A 17,669-nucleotide genomic window follows, 5' to 3' on the forward strand; every position below is an offset into this window, starting at 1 on the left:
CCGGTGTGGATTCCTGATCCAACTCCTGGTTTCTGCCCTTCGCCCCATGCGTTTTTCTTCGCGCGCCCTGCCCCCCGGGGCGCCTGTCTGCCGGCCACCGCTGACCCGCCTTGTGGCTCTGGTGGCCTTGGCATGCGCGCAGATGTCCGTTCAGGCGCAGGAGACTCCAGACGAGGCGCCACTCACGCTCAACAGCTCTCCGCGATTGCAGGAGGGCATAGACCAAGCCCAGCGCGATGCCGCGCCAGTGTTCTTGATGGGTGAGCAGATCACCGGCCGTCCTGACCTCGAAACAATCGTCCAGGGCCAGGCGGAAATGCGCAAGCCCGGCACCGTGATCAAAGCCGATCGGTTGGAGTACTACGCGCCGGACGACCAGGCTCGGGCAAGCGGCAATGTGCGCATTAATCGCAATGGCAATGTGTTTGAGGGTCCGTCGCTGGACCTCAAGGTAGAAGCCTTTGAAGGAACCTTCGAGTCTCCGACCTACCGTTTTCTGCAGAACGATGCGCACGGCAACGCCTCCAAGGCGGAATTCATTGATCCGGATCGCACCGTGGTGCGCAATGCCACGTACACCACCTGTCGACGCAAGCCCGGCCCGGATTGGGTGCCGGACTGGGTGTTGCGTGCGGCTGATATTGAGTTTGATACCGGCGAGGACGTGGGGGTTGCCCACGGCGCCTACTTGTATTTCAAGGATACCCCGCTGCTACCGGTGCCGGCGATCAGCTTTCCTTTGAGTGACGCCCGCAAATCCGGTGTCATGCCGCCCACCATCGGATTGGGCGACGTGAATGGCACAGAACTGAGCGTGCCTTACTACTGGAACATTGCGCCCAACCGGGACGCGACCGTCACCCCTACTGTGATGACGGCGCGGGGCGTGACCGTGGCGGGCGAGTTCCGTTACCTGGAGCCCACCTATTCCGGCGTGTTGCGGGCGAATTACATGCCATCGGACAAACTGCGCAGTGCCGACCGTTGGGGTGCGACGCTGAACCAGACTGGCAATCTCGGAACGGATCTTGGTAATGTGGCTTACACCTTGAACCTGAACCGGGTGAGCGATGACAACTACTGGAGTGACTTCAGCAGCATAGGGTCCCTGACCTCGCGTACGCTGGCCAATGACATGCAAGCCACCTGGGCCCGTTCAGGTTACACCGTGACCGGACGTTCCCTGAAGTGGCAAACCTTGCAGTCCAGCAGCTCGGTGATCACTCCGCCCTATGACCTGACCCAGTTGAATGTGCAGTACAGCCAGCTCAACGACCGCGGCTTTGACTGGTCTTTGCAAGGCGATGTGTCACAGTTTGAGTCGGACAAGAGTCTGACAAAACAACCAAATACTCAGCGTCTGTATGGCTTGGCTCAAGTGAGCCGGCCGTTCATTGCACCGGAGGGCTACATTACGCCAAAGTTGCAGTTGCACACATCGATCTACCAATTTGACTCAACGCTCAACAATGGCAATCGCTCCGCTGACAGTACGGTGCCTACCTTCAGCGTGGATGCGGGACTGGTATTCGAGCGTGAGACAGCCTGGCGCGACCGCGACCTCGTCCAGACACTGGAGCCCCGCCTGTTCTATGTACGCACGCCCTACCGCAACCAGAGCTACCTGCCCAATTACGACACGGCCGCCAGCGATTTCAACTTCGCCAGCATCTTTACCGAGAATGCCTACGTCGGCCACGACAAGATTTCCGACAACAACCTGGTCACCTTTGGTCTGACCACCCGCTTTTTGGATGCACAGACCGGGGAGCAGTTGGCCCGCTTCGGAGTGGCCCAGCGCTACCGGTTTGAAGACCAGTTGGTGACCTTGAATTCCACGACTTCGCCGGCTTTGGCCGGTTGGAGCGACGTCATGCTGGGCGCTGGCGTCAATTTTTCTCGTCAATGGGGTCTGGACTCCACGGTGCAGTACAACCCGTTGACGGCCCAGTCCAGCCGCGTCACGGTAGGCGCGCGCTACACGCCATCACCGTACCGGGTATTCAACGCAGCCTATCGCTTCCAGCGTGATGTGAGTGAGCAAATCGATTTCAGCTGGCAGTGGCCTTTGAATGACTTGTGGGGTGATGCGGATCAGTTCACCGGGAGTGGCAAGGGCCTTGGTGAAGGTCGCTACTATGCGGTGGGCCGGCTCAACTACAGCCTGAACGAAAGCCGCATGGTCGATACCTTGCTGGGCGTCGAGTACGATGCGGGCTGCTGGCTGGCCCGGGTCGTGGTGGGGCGTGTGCAAACCAGCAGCACATCCTCGACCAGCAGTATCAAATTCGAGCTGGAGTTCGTCGGCTTTACCCGCTTGGGAGTCAGCCCCTTGCAGACATTGAAATCCAATATTTCGCGTTACCAGAACTTGCGTGAAACAGGTGGCTCCAACAGCCGCTTCAGTAACTACGATTGAAAACCATGAAATCCAGCGTACGCGCATGGGCCTTGGCGTGCCTCCTGACAGTGGCAACACCGGCCCTGCTGGCCCAGCAGGCCCTTCCGGGTGACTACATCGTTGCCGTGGTGAACTCCGAGCCCATTACCTTTCAGGAGCTCAACATTGAAGTGCGGCGCGTGTCGCAGCAATTAACGCAACAGGGACAGGCAGCGCCAGCTCCTGAAGAACTTCGCCGCTTGGTGTTGGAGCGGATGATCAACGACAAGGCCCAGTTGCAGTTGGCCCGGGAGCAGGGGATCCGCATGGATGCCACAGCTATCGATCGTGCAGAGCAGAACGTGGCCAGCCAGAACGGCGTGGATGTGCTTGCCCTGCGGCAGAAGCTCGCCAAGGATGGTGTGACCGTGCAGTCTTTCCGCGATGGCCTGCGCGATCAGCTGACCCTCAGCCGCTTGCATGAGCGCGAGGTGGAGTCCTCCATCAAAGTGTCGGATGTCGATGTGGACCGTGTTATTCAGGAACAGCAGGCCAACAACACGGACCCTTTTGCCCAGGAACTCAATCTCGCGCAGATTCTGATCGTGGTTCCCGAGAAAGCCAATGGCGAAGAAGCGGCAGCACTGTTCGTGAAAGCCCAGCGAGTGCTGCAACGTGCGCGCGATGGCGAGGACTTCAACAAGCTGGTCCAGGAGTTCTCAGCGGCTGACCGCAACAATGGTGGTCAGATCGGTTTGCGCCGCGGTGACCGGTTGCCACCTTCTTTTGTGACCGCTACGCAAAACTTGAAGGTCGGCGAAGTTTCTGAGGTGGTTCGCACCGGCGCGGGTTTCCACATCCTCAAGCTGGTGGAGCGCAAGGCGCCGACCCGATTGGTCCAGACCGTGGTCCAAACGCGTGCCCGCCACATTTTGTTGCGCAATTCGCCCCAGCTTTCCCAGGCCCAGGCGATTGCCCGGTTGGCCGATGCCCGCCAACAGATCGTGAGCGGAAAGACCGATTTCGCGTCCATGGCCCGCAAGATGTCCCAGGACTCGTCGGCCGAACAGGGGGGTGATTTGGGTTGGGCATCGCCGGGGATGTTTGTGCCTGAGTTTGAAGAGGCTATGAACCGCTTGCAAGACGAAGGCGCTATCAGTCCGCCGGTGGTGTCTCGCTTCGGTGTACACCTGATTCAGTTGGTGGATAAGCGCCGCGTGGAGTTGAGCCCCCAACAGATCCGCGAGTCCGTTCGCGCCCAGTTGCGGCAGAGCCGCTATGAAGAGGCTTACACCGCTTGGGCGCGCGATGTGCGCGCCCGCGCCTTTGTGGAAATGCGTGAGGCCCCGCAATGAAGCACTTGGCGCGCAAGCGTTTCGGCCAGCACTTTTTGTCGGACTCCGGCATCATCGATGCGATCGTCCAAGCCATCAACCCCCAGCCTGGCGATCCGATGGTCGAGATTGGTCCCGGTCTGGCGGCCCTGACACAGCCGTTGGTGGAGCGTCTTGGTCGCCTGACCGTGATTGAGCTGGACCGTGATCTGGCAAAGCGTTTGCGCAGTCACCCGCAGCTCCACGTGATTGAATCCGATGTGCTGAATGTGGATTTCAGCCGCTCGGACATTGCGCCAGCAGCTCCTGAAAATATAGCAGACTCCGCGAGCTTACCCCGCAAACTCCGGGTGGTGGGTAACCTGCCCTACAACATCTCAACGCCCATCCTTTTCCATTTGCTGGACTACGTGAAGTGCATTGAAGACCAGCATTTCATGCTGCAAAAGGAAGTGATTGATCGCATGGTGGCCCCGCCTGACAGCTCCGATTTCAGTCGCCTGAGTGTGATGCTGCAATGGCGCTATGCGATGGAGGACGTGCTGTTTGTTCCTCCGGAATGCTTCGATCCCCCGCCCCGGGTCAATAGCGCCGTGGTGCGCATGGTGCCCCTGGCCCAGCCGCCATTGTTGGATGTGGGGCTGTTTTCGGAAATGGTGCAGGTGGCGTTTAGCCAGCGTCGCAAGTTGCTGCGCCACACACTGGGGGCCTGGCTGGAGCAGAAGGGTTTTTCAGGCCAGTTTGACGTGCAACGTCGCGCCCAGGAGGTTCCGGTGGAAGAGTATGTGGCTTTGGTGCAATCGCTGAAGGCTTAACTACCCGTTAGAGCGCGTTTGCTTTTGGAGCTCCTATGGAAAAAGGCCTGTCACAGACAGGCCTTTTTGCTTCCCTACCGTACTGATCAGGCGGCTGCCAACCAGTATCCCGCGTTAAAGGGGCTGCTCATGCGCAACGCAAGGGGAGACACATCCAACAACTTGTCGGTCGGCATTTTTTCGCCGGTGTCGGTAATCGGCTCTGCAATGGCAATTTCTGCCACGGCTTCGCTGCTTGCCTCGTTCGCCCGTTCTGCTTGGCTGGTTTGTGCAGAACGGGCTACAGAAAAGAATAGAAGCATCGGAAAGGAATTTTCCGGTCTCCCCAGTAGTCCGCGGTGTCACGGAAGATGTCCAAGAGCTGTTCGCGCGCTTCCTTGTCGAATTTGACGTTCGCGGGAATGTGTTCCAGCACCGCCACAAAACCGGGCTGAGGGCCCGACTTGTGCACAGGGTCGGTCAGGTTGTCGTACAGCGCGTCAAAGTTCTTGCTGACCGTGGTCGGCAGCATGAATTGCTGGCCGATCATGTCCAGCACGTCCTGCTTGGTCTGGGCGTTAGCCAGGTTGGCGTACAGAAAGTGGTGACCCAAGCCTTGTGCGGCTTCCTGCAGGTCCGATACGCGAAATGCGCGTATCGATTGAACGATATTCGTTCTGACAGTTCGAAGTGGCGTATCCATCCCCGATTCTCTTTCTCAAAGTACAAAATTCGGCTCAGGGCACGATCTTGCGAAAACTCGCATAGTGATCGGCCGTGTAATAACAGGCTTGAGGTGCAGTGGCTTGCTTGCCACCACACACAATTCTTCGGGCTCCCCGATTGGACGCTCCGGGCGTCTTCACGGTGTACTCGCGGTAAAACCCTCGGGGCTGCAAGGGCAGAAGCCGCTCCCGGTTGCCGAAGACGTCGCCGTCTTTGTCGTAGGGAAAAGGACCACCTTGCAGAACCAGGTTGTAGGTCGTACGGGCTTGGGGGGGCAGGCTGGCAAGTGCAACAGTCGACTCTGCAACAAAAGCCGGAGCTTCTTTGGCAGAGGAGACACCGGCAGACCATGCCACCGCGAAAAACAAGCCAGTAAGTACTAACTTGATAACTCCCTTGTGCACCCAGAATCCTTTACGACTACCGCGGGTTAACCCGAAAAAGTAAGCCACTAGTGTCGCGTATTCGGCACAAAAAAGCAAGGGCTTGCCCAATAAATAAGCAAGCCCTTACACAATTTTTACACGCAGAGTGGGCACTAACTGCCCCGAAAACTCAGCGTGTAGCGTTGGCGTCGGCGACCGTCAGGGCTGTCATATTGACGATGCGGCGCACGGTCGTGCTCGCAGTCAACACGTGCACCGGTTTGGCCGCACCCAAGAGCACCGGTCCGATGGCGATATTGCCGCCTGCTGCAGTCTTGAGCAGGTTGTAGGCAATGTTGGCAGCGTCGATATTCGGCAGCACCAGCAGGTTGGCATCACCGTGCAGGGTGCTATTGGGCATCAGCGCCTTGCGGGCTGCGCCATCCAGTGCGACGTCACCGTGCATCTCGCCGTCCACTTCCAGCCAAGGGGCTTGTTCACGCAGCAGTTCGAGGGTGCGGCGCATTTTGATGGCGCTGGGTTCGTTACTGCTGCCGAAGTTGGAGTGGCTCAGCAAAGCAGCCTTGGGCTTGAAGCCGAAGCGCATCATTTCTTCGGCGGCCATGACCGTGATTTCGCACAGCTGTTCGGCGGTCGGGTCGTAGTTGACGTGGGTGTCCACCAGAAAGACCTGGCGGTTGGGCAGCATCAGGCCGTTCATGCAGGCGTAAATCTGCACATCCTGCGGGGTGCTGGGGCTGCCACCAACGCGTTTGCCGATCACCTGGTCGATGTAATGCAAATGCGTGGCGGTGGTGCCCCAGGTGCCGCAGATCAGGCCGTCCACATCGCCCTTGTTGAGCAACATGGCGCCAATCAGGGTCAAACGGCGGCGCATTTCAATCTTCGCCATCTGGACCGTGACACCTTTGCGCTCGGTCATGCGATGGTAGGACTGCCAGAAGTCGCGGTAGCGGTGGTCCTGCTCTACGTTGACCACGTTGTAGTCCACGTTTTCTTTGAGGCGCAGACCAAATTTTTCGATACGCTCGGCAATCACCGCAGGACGTCCGATCAAGGTAGGCAGTGCGAGGCGCTCGTCCACCACGATCTGGGCTGCACGCAGTACCCGCTCGTCTTCACCCTCGGCGTAGGCCACGCGCTTCTTCAAGGCCTTCTTGGCAGCATTGAAGATGGGCTTCATGGTGGTGCCGGAGGCATACACAAAGCTTTGCAGCTTCTCGCGGTAGGCGTCCATGTCCTGGATGGGGCGCAATGCCACGCCGCTGTCTGCCGCTGCCTGCGCCACCGCAGGTGCAATCTTCATCATCAAGCGCGGATCGAAAGGCTTGGGAATCAGGTACTCCGGGCCGAAAGCGAGCTGCTCGCCGACATAGGCTGCTGCAACCACTTCACTTTGCTCTGCTTGTGCCAGTTCGGCGATCGCATGGACAGCTGCAATTTCCATTTCCAGGGTGATGGTGGATGCGCCGGCATCTAAAGCACCCCGGAAGATATAGGGGAAGCACAGGACGTTGTTGACCTGGTTGGGGTAATCGGTGCGGCCGGTTGCCATGATGGCGTCGTCGCGCACGGCCTTGACTTCTTCCGGCAGGATTTCGGGCGTGGGGTTGGCCAGCGCGAAGATCAGGGGTTTGTCCGCCATGGACTTGACCATGTCCTGCTTGAGCACGCCGCCGGCGGACAGGCCCAGGAAGATGTCTGCACCCGCGATGACTTCACGCAAGGTGCGTGCATCGGTTTTCTGGGCGAACTGGATCTTGTCCTCGTCCATCAGCTCGGTACGGCCTTCATAGACCACGCCGGCCAAGTCGGTCACGAAAATGTTTTCGCGTGGAATGCCCAACTTGACCAGCAAGCCCAGGCAGGCCAGTGCCGCAGCACCCGCACCCGAGGTCACGAGCTTGACCTTTTTGGGATCTTTGCCGGCAATTTTCAGGCCGTTCAGGATGGCGGCGCCCACGCAAATGGCGGTACCGTGCTGGTCGTCGTGGAACACCGGGATCCTCATGCGCTCGCGCAGCTTGCGCTCCACATAGAAGCAGTCGGGCGCCTTGATGTCTTCGAGGTTGATGCCGCCGAAGGTAGGCTCCAGCGAAGCAATGATGTCGACCAGCTTGTCGAGGTCGTTCTTTTCGTCAATCTCGATGTCGAACACATCAATGCCGGCGAACTTCTTGAACAGCACGCCCTTGCCTTCCATCACCGGCTTGGACGCCAACGGACCAATGTCGCCCAGACCCAGCACGGCAGTGCCGTTGGTGATCACGGCCACCAGGTTGCCGCGGCTGGTGTATTTGAAGGCGTTGTTCGGATCTTTGACGATCTCTTCGCACGGAGCTGCCACACCGGGGGAGTACGCCAGCGCCAGATCATGCTGGTTGATGAGCTGCTTCGTCGCGCTGATCGCTACTTTGCCCGGGGTGGGAAACTCGTGGTACTCCAGCGCCGCTTGCCGCAACTGGGCTTTTTTCTCTGCGGAATTGGAAACAGGGGGGCGTGGCGTGAGCGGCGTGGTCTGGTCTGTCATTCGGCTTCCTCTGTGGCTGGGGCTCTCGCAACACGAGGCGTGCCCCAGCACGGTAATGGGCTTTGCATTGTAGGCTTGGCTCTCTAACTCCCCGCTACAGAGGAGGCCAACTTTATGCGAATGGCGTATGGGGTTATGACCAGTGCTTTGGCGCCCTCACGCCACAGTGAGCTTGGCCATTTCCATGCGGCGTGCAGTGCTCTTGCCCGCCAGCACAAAGCCCCGTTGCTGACCGGCCGAATCCACAAAACGCCAGGCACCCTCACCGCCTTCCGCCTCCCATTGGCCCGCCGTGGCGGGATGCGCTGCGGCGACCACAATAGGCAAAGCCGGTGTTTTGATGCTGACCGGCATCAAGGGAAACACCACGTCGGTGGGTGTGCCTGCCAAGGTGGCGGCCAGTGCGCGCGCTGCAGTCATTACGGGCATGACATAAGGGAGGGTGCGTTGACCGGCGCTCTCGTACTGGGCACAGTCGCCCAGGGCGTAGACATCCGCGGCGGAGGTTTCCAAGCGGGTGTTGACAAGGACACCCCGTTCACAGGCCAGCCCGGCGGCCAGTGCCAGAGCGGTATCGGCGCGCAAGCCAATGGCGCTGAGTACCAAATCGGCCGGCAATGTGCTGCCATCCGCCAGGGTGGCCAGCAGCTTTCCGTTGGCATCCGCATTCACCGATGCGACCGAGGTGCCGAAGTGCCATTGCACGCCCAGGCCGGACAAAGCGGCCTGCAATTGTTCGCCAGCATCGGCGGGCAACAAAGCAGCCAGGGGCCTTGCAGCGGGGTCCGCCACATGGACCTGGACACCGGCTAGCGCGAGGTCGTTGGCAAACTCGCAGCCGATCAGGCCGGCACCCATCACCACGACGGTTTTGCCTTCGCCACTGCCTGGCACGGTGGCGTCCACACCCAGTGCGGCGTGGAAACCCGCGAAATCGTCAAGTGTGTTGATGGAGCGCACGCGGTCGGCAGCGTCGCCCTGCAAGGGAATGCGAATCGGGTGAGCACCGGTCGCGAGTACGAGCTGGCGGTAGCCCAAGGTTTGCGCAACGTCCCCCTGACGCACCGTGAGGGTCCTGGCGCTAGTGTCCAGGCTCTCCGCACGTGCATGGTCCATCAGCGTGACTTGCAGGGTCTCGGCCATTTTGGCCGCGGGGGTCGTCACCAGTTGCGCGGGACCCCGCTTTTGGGCGTAAGCGTTGGAAAGCGTGGGCTTGGCATAGAAGTCCCCGCTGTCGGTGGTCACCAGTACCACCGGAGTGTGGGCGTCGAGCTTGCGGAACTCACGCACCGTGGTCCAACCGGCCACGCCGCTACCGATCACGATGACAGGAGAGCTGCTCATGCGCTGGCTCCTGTGCAGTGGTTGTGGGCAGTGGGGCGGAGTGGGGTCGGTGGGGCGTTGCGATTCATCGTGATTTCCTGTGGGTGGGCTTGGGGCCGGATGGCCTAGATCGTAACGACCTCGAAGTCCGCTTTGGCTACGCCACAGTCCGGGCACTCCCAGCTCTCGGGCACATCGGCCCACAAGGTGCCGGGCGCAATGCCGTCCTCGGGGCGGCCGGCAGTTTCGTCATACACAAAGCCACAAACGATGCAGATATAGGTTTTCATGGTGTTCAAAGATCAAGAGTCAAAGGGATTGCTGGCCCGGGTGGAATATGCGTGACCAGCTATGAAATTAGTAGCGTAAAGCAGCCTGCTGAAGACAGGCTTAAGCGGTCAGGGTTGCCAGTTGCGACTTGTAGTGGTTGGCGTGGCGCTCCTCGACGCGGGCCAGGGCGGCGAAACGTTTCTGGGCTTTCTCCAGAGTCGCCTTGAACTGGGCTGCATGCACTTTGCTTTCTTCAATCTGCTCGTCCATCTCGGCAACAGCGGCGGCATTGCCTTCGGCCTCTGCCGTGGCACGGAATCCCGGGTACATCTCGCTGTACTCGTAGGTCTCGCCGTCGATGGCGATTTGCAAGGCCTTGGCCGGCGTCATGGTGGCCTTGGGGTACAGCAAGTCCAGGTGACCGAATGCGTGCATGACTTCCTGGTCGGCGGTTTCTTCAAAGGCGCGGGCCGTCGATTCATCGCCCATCTCGCGGGAGAGCTTGGCGAAATAGCGGTACTTGATATGCGCCATGGACTCGCCGGCGAAGGCGGCTTCCAGATTGGCAAATGTCTTGATCTCGGGGCGTTGTGCGGTGCTCATGGTCATCTCCTGGGGCGTTGGCTACAGAAACCATTTCTGCGGCATGGAGTGAATGGTAGGTACTGCGCCTCAATAAAGCCAATCGCACTTGACTAATCTATAGATAGAAACTATCTTTTGTAGTCCCAAAGGGGCGGCGTGCCACGCTTTTGTTAGGAAATCAGGAAGCCCGCAGGGTGCCTGCCTGGTTCAATGCCTGGCGCAAGGTGTCGAGTTGCACAGGTTTGCTCAAAAACAAATCCATCCCGGCTTCCATGCAGGCGATACGGTCTTCCGCGTAGGCATTGGCCGTCATGGCAATGACCAGAGGTTGCCGGGCCAAGGGCATGGCGCGCAGGGCCTTGGCGGCCGTGATGCCGTCCATCTCCGGCATTTGCATGTCCATCAGCACCACATCGAACTCTGCCTCTTGGAGTCGCTCCAGGGCGAGCAGGCCGTTCTCGGCCTCCTTGTGCGGCGGGCAGCCCAACTGTTTGAGCTGGTTTCGGGCCAGCAGGCGGTTGAGAGGCTGGTCATCCACCAGCAGGATACGCAGCCCCGACAAATCCATGTGAGCCGCGGGCGCCGCTTCAGCGCTAGCTTCTACAGGTCGCGTCCAAGCCTCAGGCGCAGACAGGCCCAAAGAAGCGGGCGACAAGGTAAAACTGAACTCCGTCCCGACTCCGGGCGTGCTTTGGACCTGCAAAGCAGAGCCCATCTGGTCAATGAGCGCTTTGCAAATCACCAGACCCAGACCGGTGCCGCCGAACTTGCGGGAAATGGAACTGTCGCCCTGCTTGAAGGGCTCAAACAACTGCGACATCACCTCCGCACTCATGCCAATACCGGTGTCTTTGACGCTGCAACGCAAGCCCTCGGGTGTGCAGAGCAGCGTTACGCGTATCTCTCCGTCTGCAGTGAACTTGAGCGCGTTGCCCACCAGATTCATCCACACCTGCCGAATGCGGTTGGGGTCCCCGGTTGCACGGTCCGGCACATGGTCATCGATGTCCAGATGCAAGGCCAAACCTTTCGCTTCTGCCTGTGTGCGGAACAGCGCCAGGGTGTCCTGCACCACCTGTCGGGGATTGAAGGGTATGCGCTCCAACTCCATCTGGTGGGCTTCGATCTTGGAGAAGTCCAGGATGTCGTTGATCAGGCTGAGCAGGGCATTTCCCGCCATGAGGATGTTGTCCACATAGCCGGCCTGCTCGTCATTCAGGGGCGTGGATTTCAGGAGCTCGGTCAGGCCGAGTGCGCCGTTCATGGGCGTGCGTATTTCGTGGCTCATCATCGCCAGAAAGCGGCTTTTAGCCACGTTGGCCGCCTCGGCCTGTACCAGTGCGGCTCGGAGTTCGGCGGTACGCTCGCTCACCCGCTGTTCCAGCACCTGGTTGGCTTGGAACAGGGCCAGGCTTTTTTCTTCCAGCAAATGTTCCGCCTGTTTGCGCGCCGATTTCTCGCGGTCCAGCCGCCCCTGCATGCGCCTCAGGGCTTCAGCATGAGGGTCCAGCGGGGGCGGGGCAGCGGAATCTGTCACGCAGTCAGGCTTTGTTGCGGAGTTCGAAGCGGATAGCCCCATCCGGTAAGTTGACGCGAGTGACGTTGACCGGGTCCCCGAAGTGGGCGACTGCACCGGCAATCAGGCCCTCAGCCAGATCACCGAAGTGCCGGGGGGAGGCGTAAAGCATGTTCAAGCCGTCCGGTAAACGCTCGCAATCAAAGCTGGGCAGCTGGGCGTCCGGGTAGAGCTTGCGCACTTCGGTATGGATCACCGACTCGATGCCATACAAGAAATCGACCGCCGAAGTTATGCCGCCGAAAAACGCGGGGTACAGCGCATGAAAGCGTCCGAACAGGTGCACACCAAAGGCATGTACCAGCGCCGGCACCGGCAGGCCCGAGCGCTGCGAGAGGGCGACTACCATGCCTACGAGCTCATTGTGGTCGTAGGTGCCGACTGCTGTGTACGCACCGCCGCTGGGAGGCGCACTGTCGTCAATGATGTCGTCCACCATATCGGCAGAGAACTTGTCCTCCACCATTTCCAGAAACTCGGTAAAGACCATGCCTTTCATGCGCAATCTCCTTTAGGGGGTTTCCGCTTTATAGCCCAGCCCGAGCCAAAACGTGCAGGAAAAAGCGCCCGCATTCACCTTCAATCACACACCGGCCCCGCGTGTAACGCGGCGGGGGTATGCTCGCGCCCCTATGAAAACTTCCTTCTTCGGCACCGCCCTGGTGCTCGGCTTGCTGTCGGCCATCGGCCCGTTTGCCATTGACATGTACCTCCCCGCCCTGCCCTCCATCGGCCAAAGCCTGGGGGCTTCCATGGGTGCGGTGCAGGCCAGCCTGATGGCGTTTTTTATCTCGCTGGGCGTGGGCCAGATCATTTACGGCCCGGTGTCGGACATGCTGGGTCGCAAGGCGCCCCTGTACTTTGGTCTCGTGTTGTTCGCCTTGGGCAGCGTGGGCTGCGCGCTGGCGCCGGACATTGAAACCCTGGTGGTGCTGCGCTTCATCCAGGGGCTGGGCGCCTGCGCCGGTATGGTGATTCCGCGCGCGGTGGTGCGCGATCTGCATACCGGGCATGACGCCGCGCGGCACATGTCGCTGCTCATGCTGGTGTTCAGCGTGTCGCCCATTCTCGCGCCTCTGGCCGGCAGTGTGCTGATTGAAGTGTTTGGTTGGCGCGCCGTTTTCTGGGCTGTGACCGTAGCCGCCTTGTTGGGCCTGGTGCTGTTGGCCACCAGCCTGCCCGAAACCCGCCCGCCGGAAGACCGCGTCAACAGCAGCTTTGGCAGTGCGTTGGCCGCTTACGGCGTGCTGTTGAAGGACCGGCATTTTCTGGGCCTGGTGTTCATCGGTGCCTTCGGGATCTCCAGCTTCTTTGCCTACTTGGCCAATTCATCGTTTGTGCTGATCGACCACTACGGCCTCACGCCCCGGCAGTACAGCATCGCGTTCGCGGCCAACGCGGCGTCTTTCATCGGCATTTCGCAGTTCACCGGCAAGCTCAGCGCCCGCTTCGGCCTGGTCAAGCTGGTGAAGTTTGCGGTGGTGGGCTATGCGCTGACGATGACCCTGCTGTTGGCAGTCAACCTCAGCGGTATGGAGCGGCTGGATGTGATGCTGGGCATGCTGTTTATAGGCTACGGTTTCTTGGGCCTGGTGGTGCCGACTACAGCGGTGTTGGCGCTGGATGAACATGGCGAAATTGCCGGCACCGCTTCGGCCTTGATGGGTACCCTGCAGTTCGTGACCGGTGCGGTGGTCATGGCAGTGACGGGTGCCATGGCGGATGGCACGGCCCGCCCCATGGTGGCCGGCATTGCAGGTTCGGCTATCGTTGCGTGGGTGCTGGCCCGCATCACATTGCGCCATGCAGGCCGCGCGGCCGCACAAGACAAGGAGTAAGCCCATGACAGACATCGTCGTTCAACAGCCGGCAGGCACCCCCCAACAACTTTTCATGTTGCACCACGGTGTGGGCGCCACGCCTGAGGGCTTGGTGCCGTTTGGCCGGCGTCTGGCGCAAGAGTTTCCGGAAGCGCTGGTGGTCAGCTTGCAAGGGCCACAGGCCTCTGACCTCGGCCAGGGCTACCAGTGGTTTTCAGTGGTCGGGATCACCGAAGAGAACCGCCCTGAGCGCGTGGCTGCGGCCATGCCCGCATTTGTGAAGGCCGTGCAGGAGTGGCAAGCCCGCGCCGGCGTCAGCCCCGAGGCCACAGCGCTGGTGGGCTTTTCGCAGGGCGCCATCATGGCCTTGGAATCCACCCAGCAAGATGTCTTTCTGGCCGGCCGCGTGCTCGCCTTGTCGGGCCGCTTCGCCCAACTGCCCAAGGCACCGCACGCCAATACCACCCTGCACTTTGTGCACGGCAAGGCTGACAAGGTCATGCATTACGGCTACACCGTGACGGCGGCAGAGCACCTGGTGAGCCTGGGCTCGGATGTGACGGCCGACGTCATCCCCTTCGTAGGCCATGAGGTGAATCAGGATGTGGTGGACACGGCGGTCGAGCGCCTGCTCGGCCACCTGCCCAAGCGCCACTGGGAGGCCGTCCACCAAGCGGCCGAACAGGACGATACCGCCGAGGACTGATCTACCCGTTATCGGACCTTAGCGCATCAAGGCTTCAATAGCATCTGCCTCCACCGGCACGCCGCGGCTGATGAGCTCGCAGCCGGTGTCGGTGACGATGGCGTCGTCTTCGATGCGGATGCCGATGTGGTGGAACTGCTCCGGCACCCCTGGTGCCGGACGCACATAAATACCGGGCTCTATGGTCAGCACCATGCCGCTGCGCAGAATGCGCGCGGGCCGGTTCACGATCTCGTTGCCGGTGAGCGCGTCTTTGCGCACATGCTTAGTGCCCAGCTCGGATGGCTCGGTGTACGAGCCGCAGTCATGCACATCCATGCCCAGCCAGTGGCCGGTACGGTGCATGTAGAACTGGAAGTAGGCGCGCTTCTCAATCACATCGTCCAGGCTACCCACGCTGTTTTTGTTCAAGAGCCCCAAGTCCAGCATGCCTTGCGCCAGCACTTTGACGGTGGCGTCATGCGGATCGGTAAAGCGCGCTCCGGCCTTGGTGGCTTCTACAGCGGCCACTTGAGAGGCCAGCACCAGGTCATACAGCGCGCGCTGCGGGCCGGTAAATGTGCCGTTGGCGGGGAAGGTGCGGGTGATGTCGCTGGCGTAGCCGTCCAGCTCGCAGCCTGCGTCAATCAGCACCAGCTCGCCGTTACGTACCGGGGCCGCGTCGGCGCGGTAGTGCAGCACGCAGGCGTTGGCACCGGCCGCCACGATGGAGCTGTAGGCCGGGTACTGCGAGCCTTGCAGGCGGAACTCATGCAGCAGCTCAGCGTCCAGGTGGTATTCGCGCACGTCTTTGCCTTCGCGCAGCATGCGGGCCGACAGCTGCATAGCGCGGATGTGGGCTTGCGCGCTGATCTGCGCGGCGCGGCGCATCACGTCCTGCTCATAGGCATCCTTGATCAGGCGCATCTCATCCAGCGGACCGCACAGGTCGCGCACCTGCTCGGGCACCAACGAGCCAAAGCGCACGCGGGCGCGCAGACTGCTGAGCCAGCCGTCGATGCGGGTCTCCAAGCCCTTGTGGGTGGCAAAGGGGTACCAGACGGCATCGGCGCCATCCAGCAGTGCGGGCAGGCGTTGGTCCAGCTCGTCTACTGAATAGGCGGCGTTCACGCCGAGGGTTCCCGGCGCTGCATCCGGCCCGAGGCGAAAGCCGTCCCAGATTTCGCGCTCCAGGTCTTTGGGTTGGCAAAACAGGGTGGTGGTACCGTCACCCTGGATGACCAGCCAAGCCCGCGGCTCGGCAAAGCCGCTCAGGTAATGGAAGTAGCTGTCATGGCGGAACAAAAAGTCCGCATCCCGGTTGCGCTGCTGCTCCGGGGCCGTGGGCAGCACCGCCACGCCATGCGGGCCGATGTGGGCGGCCAGGCGCGCGCGGCGGCCGGCGTAGTCTGCAGAGAGTGCGGAGATGGAGGGCTGGGTCATGGTGTCTGTGCGTTGAGTTCTGCCAAGCGCTCGGGGGTGCCGACGTCGGTCCAGCGGCCAGTGTAAATCTCGGCGCTCACCCGTGCACCCTGCATGGCCTTGCGCAGGAGCGGAGCCAGCGGCGCTTTGATGCCGTGCGGGTTGCCGGCGGGAATGTCGCACCAGGGCTGGGCAAACAGGTCGCGGTGAAACAGGGCAAAGGTGCTGTAGGTGTAGCGGGGCGCAGTGCTGCCCGGAGCGGGGTCCACGCAGCGGCCCATGCCACCCGCGCCCACGGCCTCCAACCCGAAGTCACCCTTGGTGTTGTGCGCCGGGTTGGGCACCAGCCACAGGTGGGCCAACATGCCGCTGCCCGCAAAGCGCTCCAAGGCGCTACGGGTGAACACCATGTCGGGCGCAAATACGTCACCCGCCATGGACCAGAACACCGTGTCCAACTGCGGCAGCGCACGGGCAATGCCGCCGGCCGTCTCCAGCGCTCCGCCGAAATCGCGACCTTCATGGGAGTAGTGCAGGCTGATGCTGGTAGCAGAATGCTCTGAATTTGATAGCTGCTCGCGCTCATCCAGCGGGCGCTGGAGGGCTAAAGCATCATGAAACGCAGCCTCTATCTGTTCGCCCAACCAGGCCGTGTTCACCATGGCAGACGCAAAGCCCCCTGCGGCCAGCGCCTCCAGGTGGTACTGCATGAGCGGCTTGCCGTGCACCTGCAGCAGGGGCTTAGGGCGGGTGTCGGTCAGCGGGCGCATGCGCTCGCCGCGGCCGGCAGCCAGCACGATGGCGGGGCTGGTGCGTGCGGGCGAGGCGGTGTCTGAGGAGGAGTCAGAGGGCAATAGGTCAGGCATGGTGAGGAAGCATAGCCCACGCACTGGCGCAGTTTTTGCCTGCATGGCGTGTGCGCAGGGGTGTTCAGCGCCGTGTCATGCGGCCCCGCTAGACTGCCTGCATCCCCGTGGACCGCTTTGATCAAAGGAAATCGTTATGCAGCACGTTGTTTTCAACCAGAAAGGTGGCGTCGGCAAGTCCACCATCACCTGCAACCTGGCGGCCATCAGCGCATCCCAAGGTTTGCGCACCCTGGTGATTGACTTGGACTCCCAGGGCAACTCCAGCCGCTATTTGCTGGGCGCCGACATGGCCGACGAGCTGCCCAACGTGGCCGAGTTTTTTGAGCAGAGTCTCAAGTTCACCGTGCGCGACAAGCCTGCGAGCGACTACATCAGCGAAACCCAGTGGCCCCATCTGGACCTGCTGCCATCCAGCCCGCTGCTCGACGAGCTGCACAGCAAGCTGGAGAGTCGCCACAAGATCTACAAGCTGCGTGACGCGCTGGAGCAGCTGGCCGCCGACTACGACCAGATTTACATCGACACGCCACCGGCCCTCAACTTCTACACCCGCAGCGCGCTGATTGCCGCGCAGGGCTGCCTGATCCCGTTTGACTGCGACGACTTCTCCCGCCGTGCGCTCTACACCCTGCTGGAGAACGTGCAGGAGATCAAGGCCGACCACAACAAGCATCTGGAAGTGGAAGGCATCGTGGTCAACCAGTTCCAGCCGCGCGCCAACCTGCCGCAGCGCCTGGTGCAGGAGCTGATTGACGAAGGCCTGCCGGTCTTGCAGCCTTACCTCGGTGCCTCGGTGAAGATCCGCGAGTCGCACGAGCAGTTCAAACCCATGATCTACCTAGAGCCCGGCCACAAGCTGACCCAGGAGTTTGTGGCTTTGCACGACGCTTTGTTGCCCAAGAAAAAATCAGGCAAAAAGAGCAAGTAGCGCTCGCCCATATTGCGCTAGCAGCTCCTTATTTCATAGCG

At 61.0% G+C, this 17,669-nt stretch carries 17 protein-coding genes; 6 read left to right on the forward strand and 11 right to left on the reverse strand.

What is annotated here, in order from left to right; all coding sequences use genetic code 11:
• The first annotated feature begins 46 nt into the window (after positions 1-46).
• The 3 genes from RAN89_RS03320 to rsmA are packed head-to-tail and all read left to right on the forward strand — an operon-like array spanning position 47 to position 4,529.
• On the forward strand, positions 47-2,419 hold the full coding sequence (locus tag RAN89_RS03320) for an LPS-assembly protein LptD (RefSeq protein WP_313868241.1): 2,373 nt from the start codon (positions 47-49) through the stop codon (positions 2,417-2,419).
• A 5-nt stretch (positions 2,420-2,424) separates the two neighbouring features.
• Positions 2,425-3,735, forward strand: a complete 1,311-nt coding sequence (locus tag RAN89_RS03325) for a peptidylprolyl isomerase (protein WP_313868242.1) — start codon at positions 2,425-2,427, stop codon at positions 3,733-3,735.
• Positions 3,732-4,529 carry a 16S rRNA (adenine(1518)-N(6)/adenine(1519)-N(6))-dimethyltransferase RsmA gene (gene rsmA / locus RAN89_RS03330; RefSeq protein ID WP_313868243.1) on the forward strand — a complete coding sequence of 266 codons (798 nt, stop codon included), beginning with the start codon at positions 3,732-3,734 and terminating at the stop codon, positions 4,527-4,529. Before RAN89_RS03325 ends, rsmA begins: the two co-directional genes overlap by 4 nt.
• An 86-nt stretch (positions 4,530-4,615) precedes the next feature.
• Here the strand turns inward: rsmA and RAN89_RS03335 are convergent, their stop codons facing one another.
• From RAN89_RS03335 to RAN89_RS03375, 9 genes are all read right to left on the reverse strand, one after another.
• Entirely contained in the window at positions 4,616-4,753 is a 138-nt protein-coding gene (locus RAN89_RS03335; RefSeq protein ID WP_313868244.1) for a hypothetical protein, read from the reverse strand.
• Between the two features lie 56 nt (positions 4,754-4,809).
• Positions 4,810-5,211: a barstar family protein gene (locus tag RAN89_RS03340; RefSeq protein ID WP_087495841.1), complete on the reverse strand. Its 402-nt coding sequence runs from the start codon at positions 5,209-5,211 to the stop codon at positions 4,810-4,812.
• Positions 5,212-5,245: 34 nt separating this feature from the next.
• Positions 5,246-5,590: a guanyl-specific ribonuclease gene (locus RAN89_RS03345; RefSeq protein WP_313869332.1), complete on the reverse strand. Its 345-nt coding sequence runs from the start codon at positions 5,588-5,590 to the stop codon at positions 5,246-5,248.
• 199 nt (positions 5,591-5,789) lie between these two features.
• Entirely contained in the window at positions 5,790-8,150 is a 2,361-nt protein-coding gene (locus RAN89_RS03350) for an NADP-dependent malic enzyme (protein WP_313868245.1), read from the reverse strand.
• Between the two features lie 156 nt (positions 8,151-8,306).
• Positions 8,307-9,494: an NAD(P)/FAD-dependent oxidoreductase gene (locus RAN89_RS03355; protein WP_313868246.1), complete on the reverse strand. Its 1,188-nt coding sequence runs from the start codon at positions 9,492-9,494 to the stop codon at positions 8,307-8,309.
• Between the two features lie 104 nt (positions 9,495-9,598).
• A complete protein-coding gene (locus RAN89_RS03360) occupies positions 9,599-9,763 on the reverse strand; it encodes a rubredoxin (RefSeq protein WP_087495845.1) in 165 nt (54 codons plus the stop codon).
• Between the two features lie 100 nt (positions 9,764-9,863).
• Complete coding sequence (locus tag RAN89_RS03365) at positions 9,864-10,346, reverse strand: rubrerythrin family protein (RefSeq protein WP_313868247.1); 483 nt, start codon at positions 10,344-10,346, stop codon at positions 9,864-9,866.
• A 160-nt stretch (positions 10,347-10,506) separates the two neighbouring features.
• On the reverse strand, positions 10,507-11,865 hold the full coding sequence (locus RAN89_RS03370) for an ATP-binding protein (protein WP_313868248.1): 1,359 nt from the start codon (positions 11,863-11,865) through the stop codon (positions 10,507-10,509).
• 4 nt (positions 11,866-11,869) lie between these two features.
• Positions 11,870-12,403, reverse strand: a complete 534-nt coding sequence (locus RAN89_RS03375) for a heme NO-binding domain-containing protein (protein WP_313868249.1) — start codon at positions 12,401-12,403, stop codon at positions 11,870-11,872.
• Between the two features lie 133 nt (positions 12,404-12,536).
• Between RAN89_RS03375 and RAN89_RS03380 the strand changes: the two genes are divergently transcribed.
• Positions 12,537-13,742 (forward strand): multidrug effflux MFS transporter, encoded by a 1,206-nt coding sequence (locus RAN89_RS03380; protein WP_313868250.1) that lies wholly within the window; start codon positions 12,537-12,539, stop codon positions 13,740-13,742.
• Positions 13,743-13,746: 4 nt separating this feature from the next.
• Positions 13,747-14,430, forward strand: coding sequence for an esterase (gene ypfH, locus RAN89_RS03385; RefSeq protein WP_313868251.1), 684 nt, complete (start codon positions 13,747-13,749; stop codon positions 14,428-14,430).
• 18 nt (positions 14,431-14,448) lie between these two features.
• Here ypfH and RAN89_RS03390 read toward each other — a convergent pair whose 3' ends face one another.
• Together RAN89_RS03390 and RAN89_RS03395 are read right to left on the reverse strand one after the other, a co-directional pair.
• A complete protein-coding gene (locus RAN89_RS03390; RefSeq protein WP_313868252.1) occupies positions 14,449-15,852 on the reverse strand; it encodes an aminopeptidase P N-terminal domain-containing protein in 1,404 nt (467 codons plus the stop codon).
• Positions 15,849-16,697 (reverse strand): nucleotidyltransferase family protein, encoded by an 849-nt coding sequence (locus tag RAN89_RS03395; protein ID WP_428984473.1) that lies wholly within the window; start codon positions 16,695-16,697, stop codon positions 15,849-15,851. The genes RAN89_RS03390 and RAN89_RS03395 overlap by 4 nt, the downstream gene beginning before the upstream one ends.
• Positions 16,698-16,833: 136 nt before the next feature.
• Here RAN89_RS03395 and RAN89_RS03400 point away from each other — a divergent pair, with 136 nt between their 5' ends.
• Positions 16,834-17,628, forward strand: a complete 795-nt coding sequence (locus RAN89_RS03400) for a ParA family protein (protein WP_313868253.1) — start codon at positions 16,834-16,836, stop codon at positions 17,626-17,628.
• Positions 17,629-17,669 lie beyond the last annotated feature (41 nt).

This window comes from Rhodoferax mekongensis, assembly GCF_032191775.1.
In the GTDB taxonomy this organism is placed as follows: Bacteria; Pseudomonadota; Gammaproteobacteria; order Burkholderiales; family Burkholderiaceae_C; genus Allorhodoferax; species Allorhodoferax mekongensis.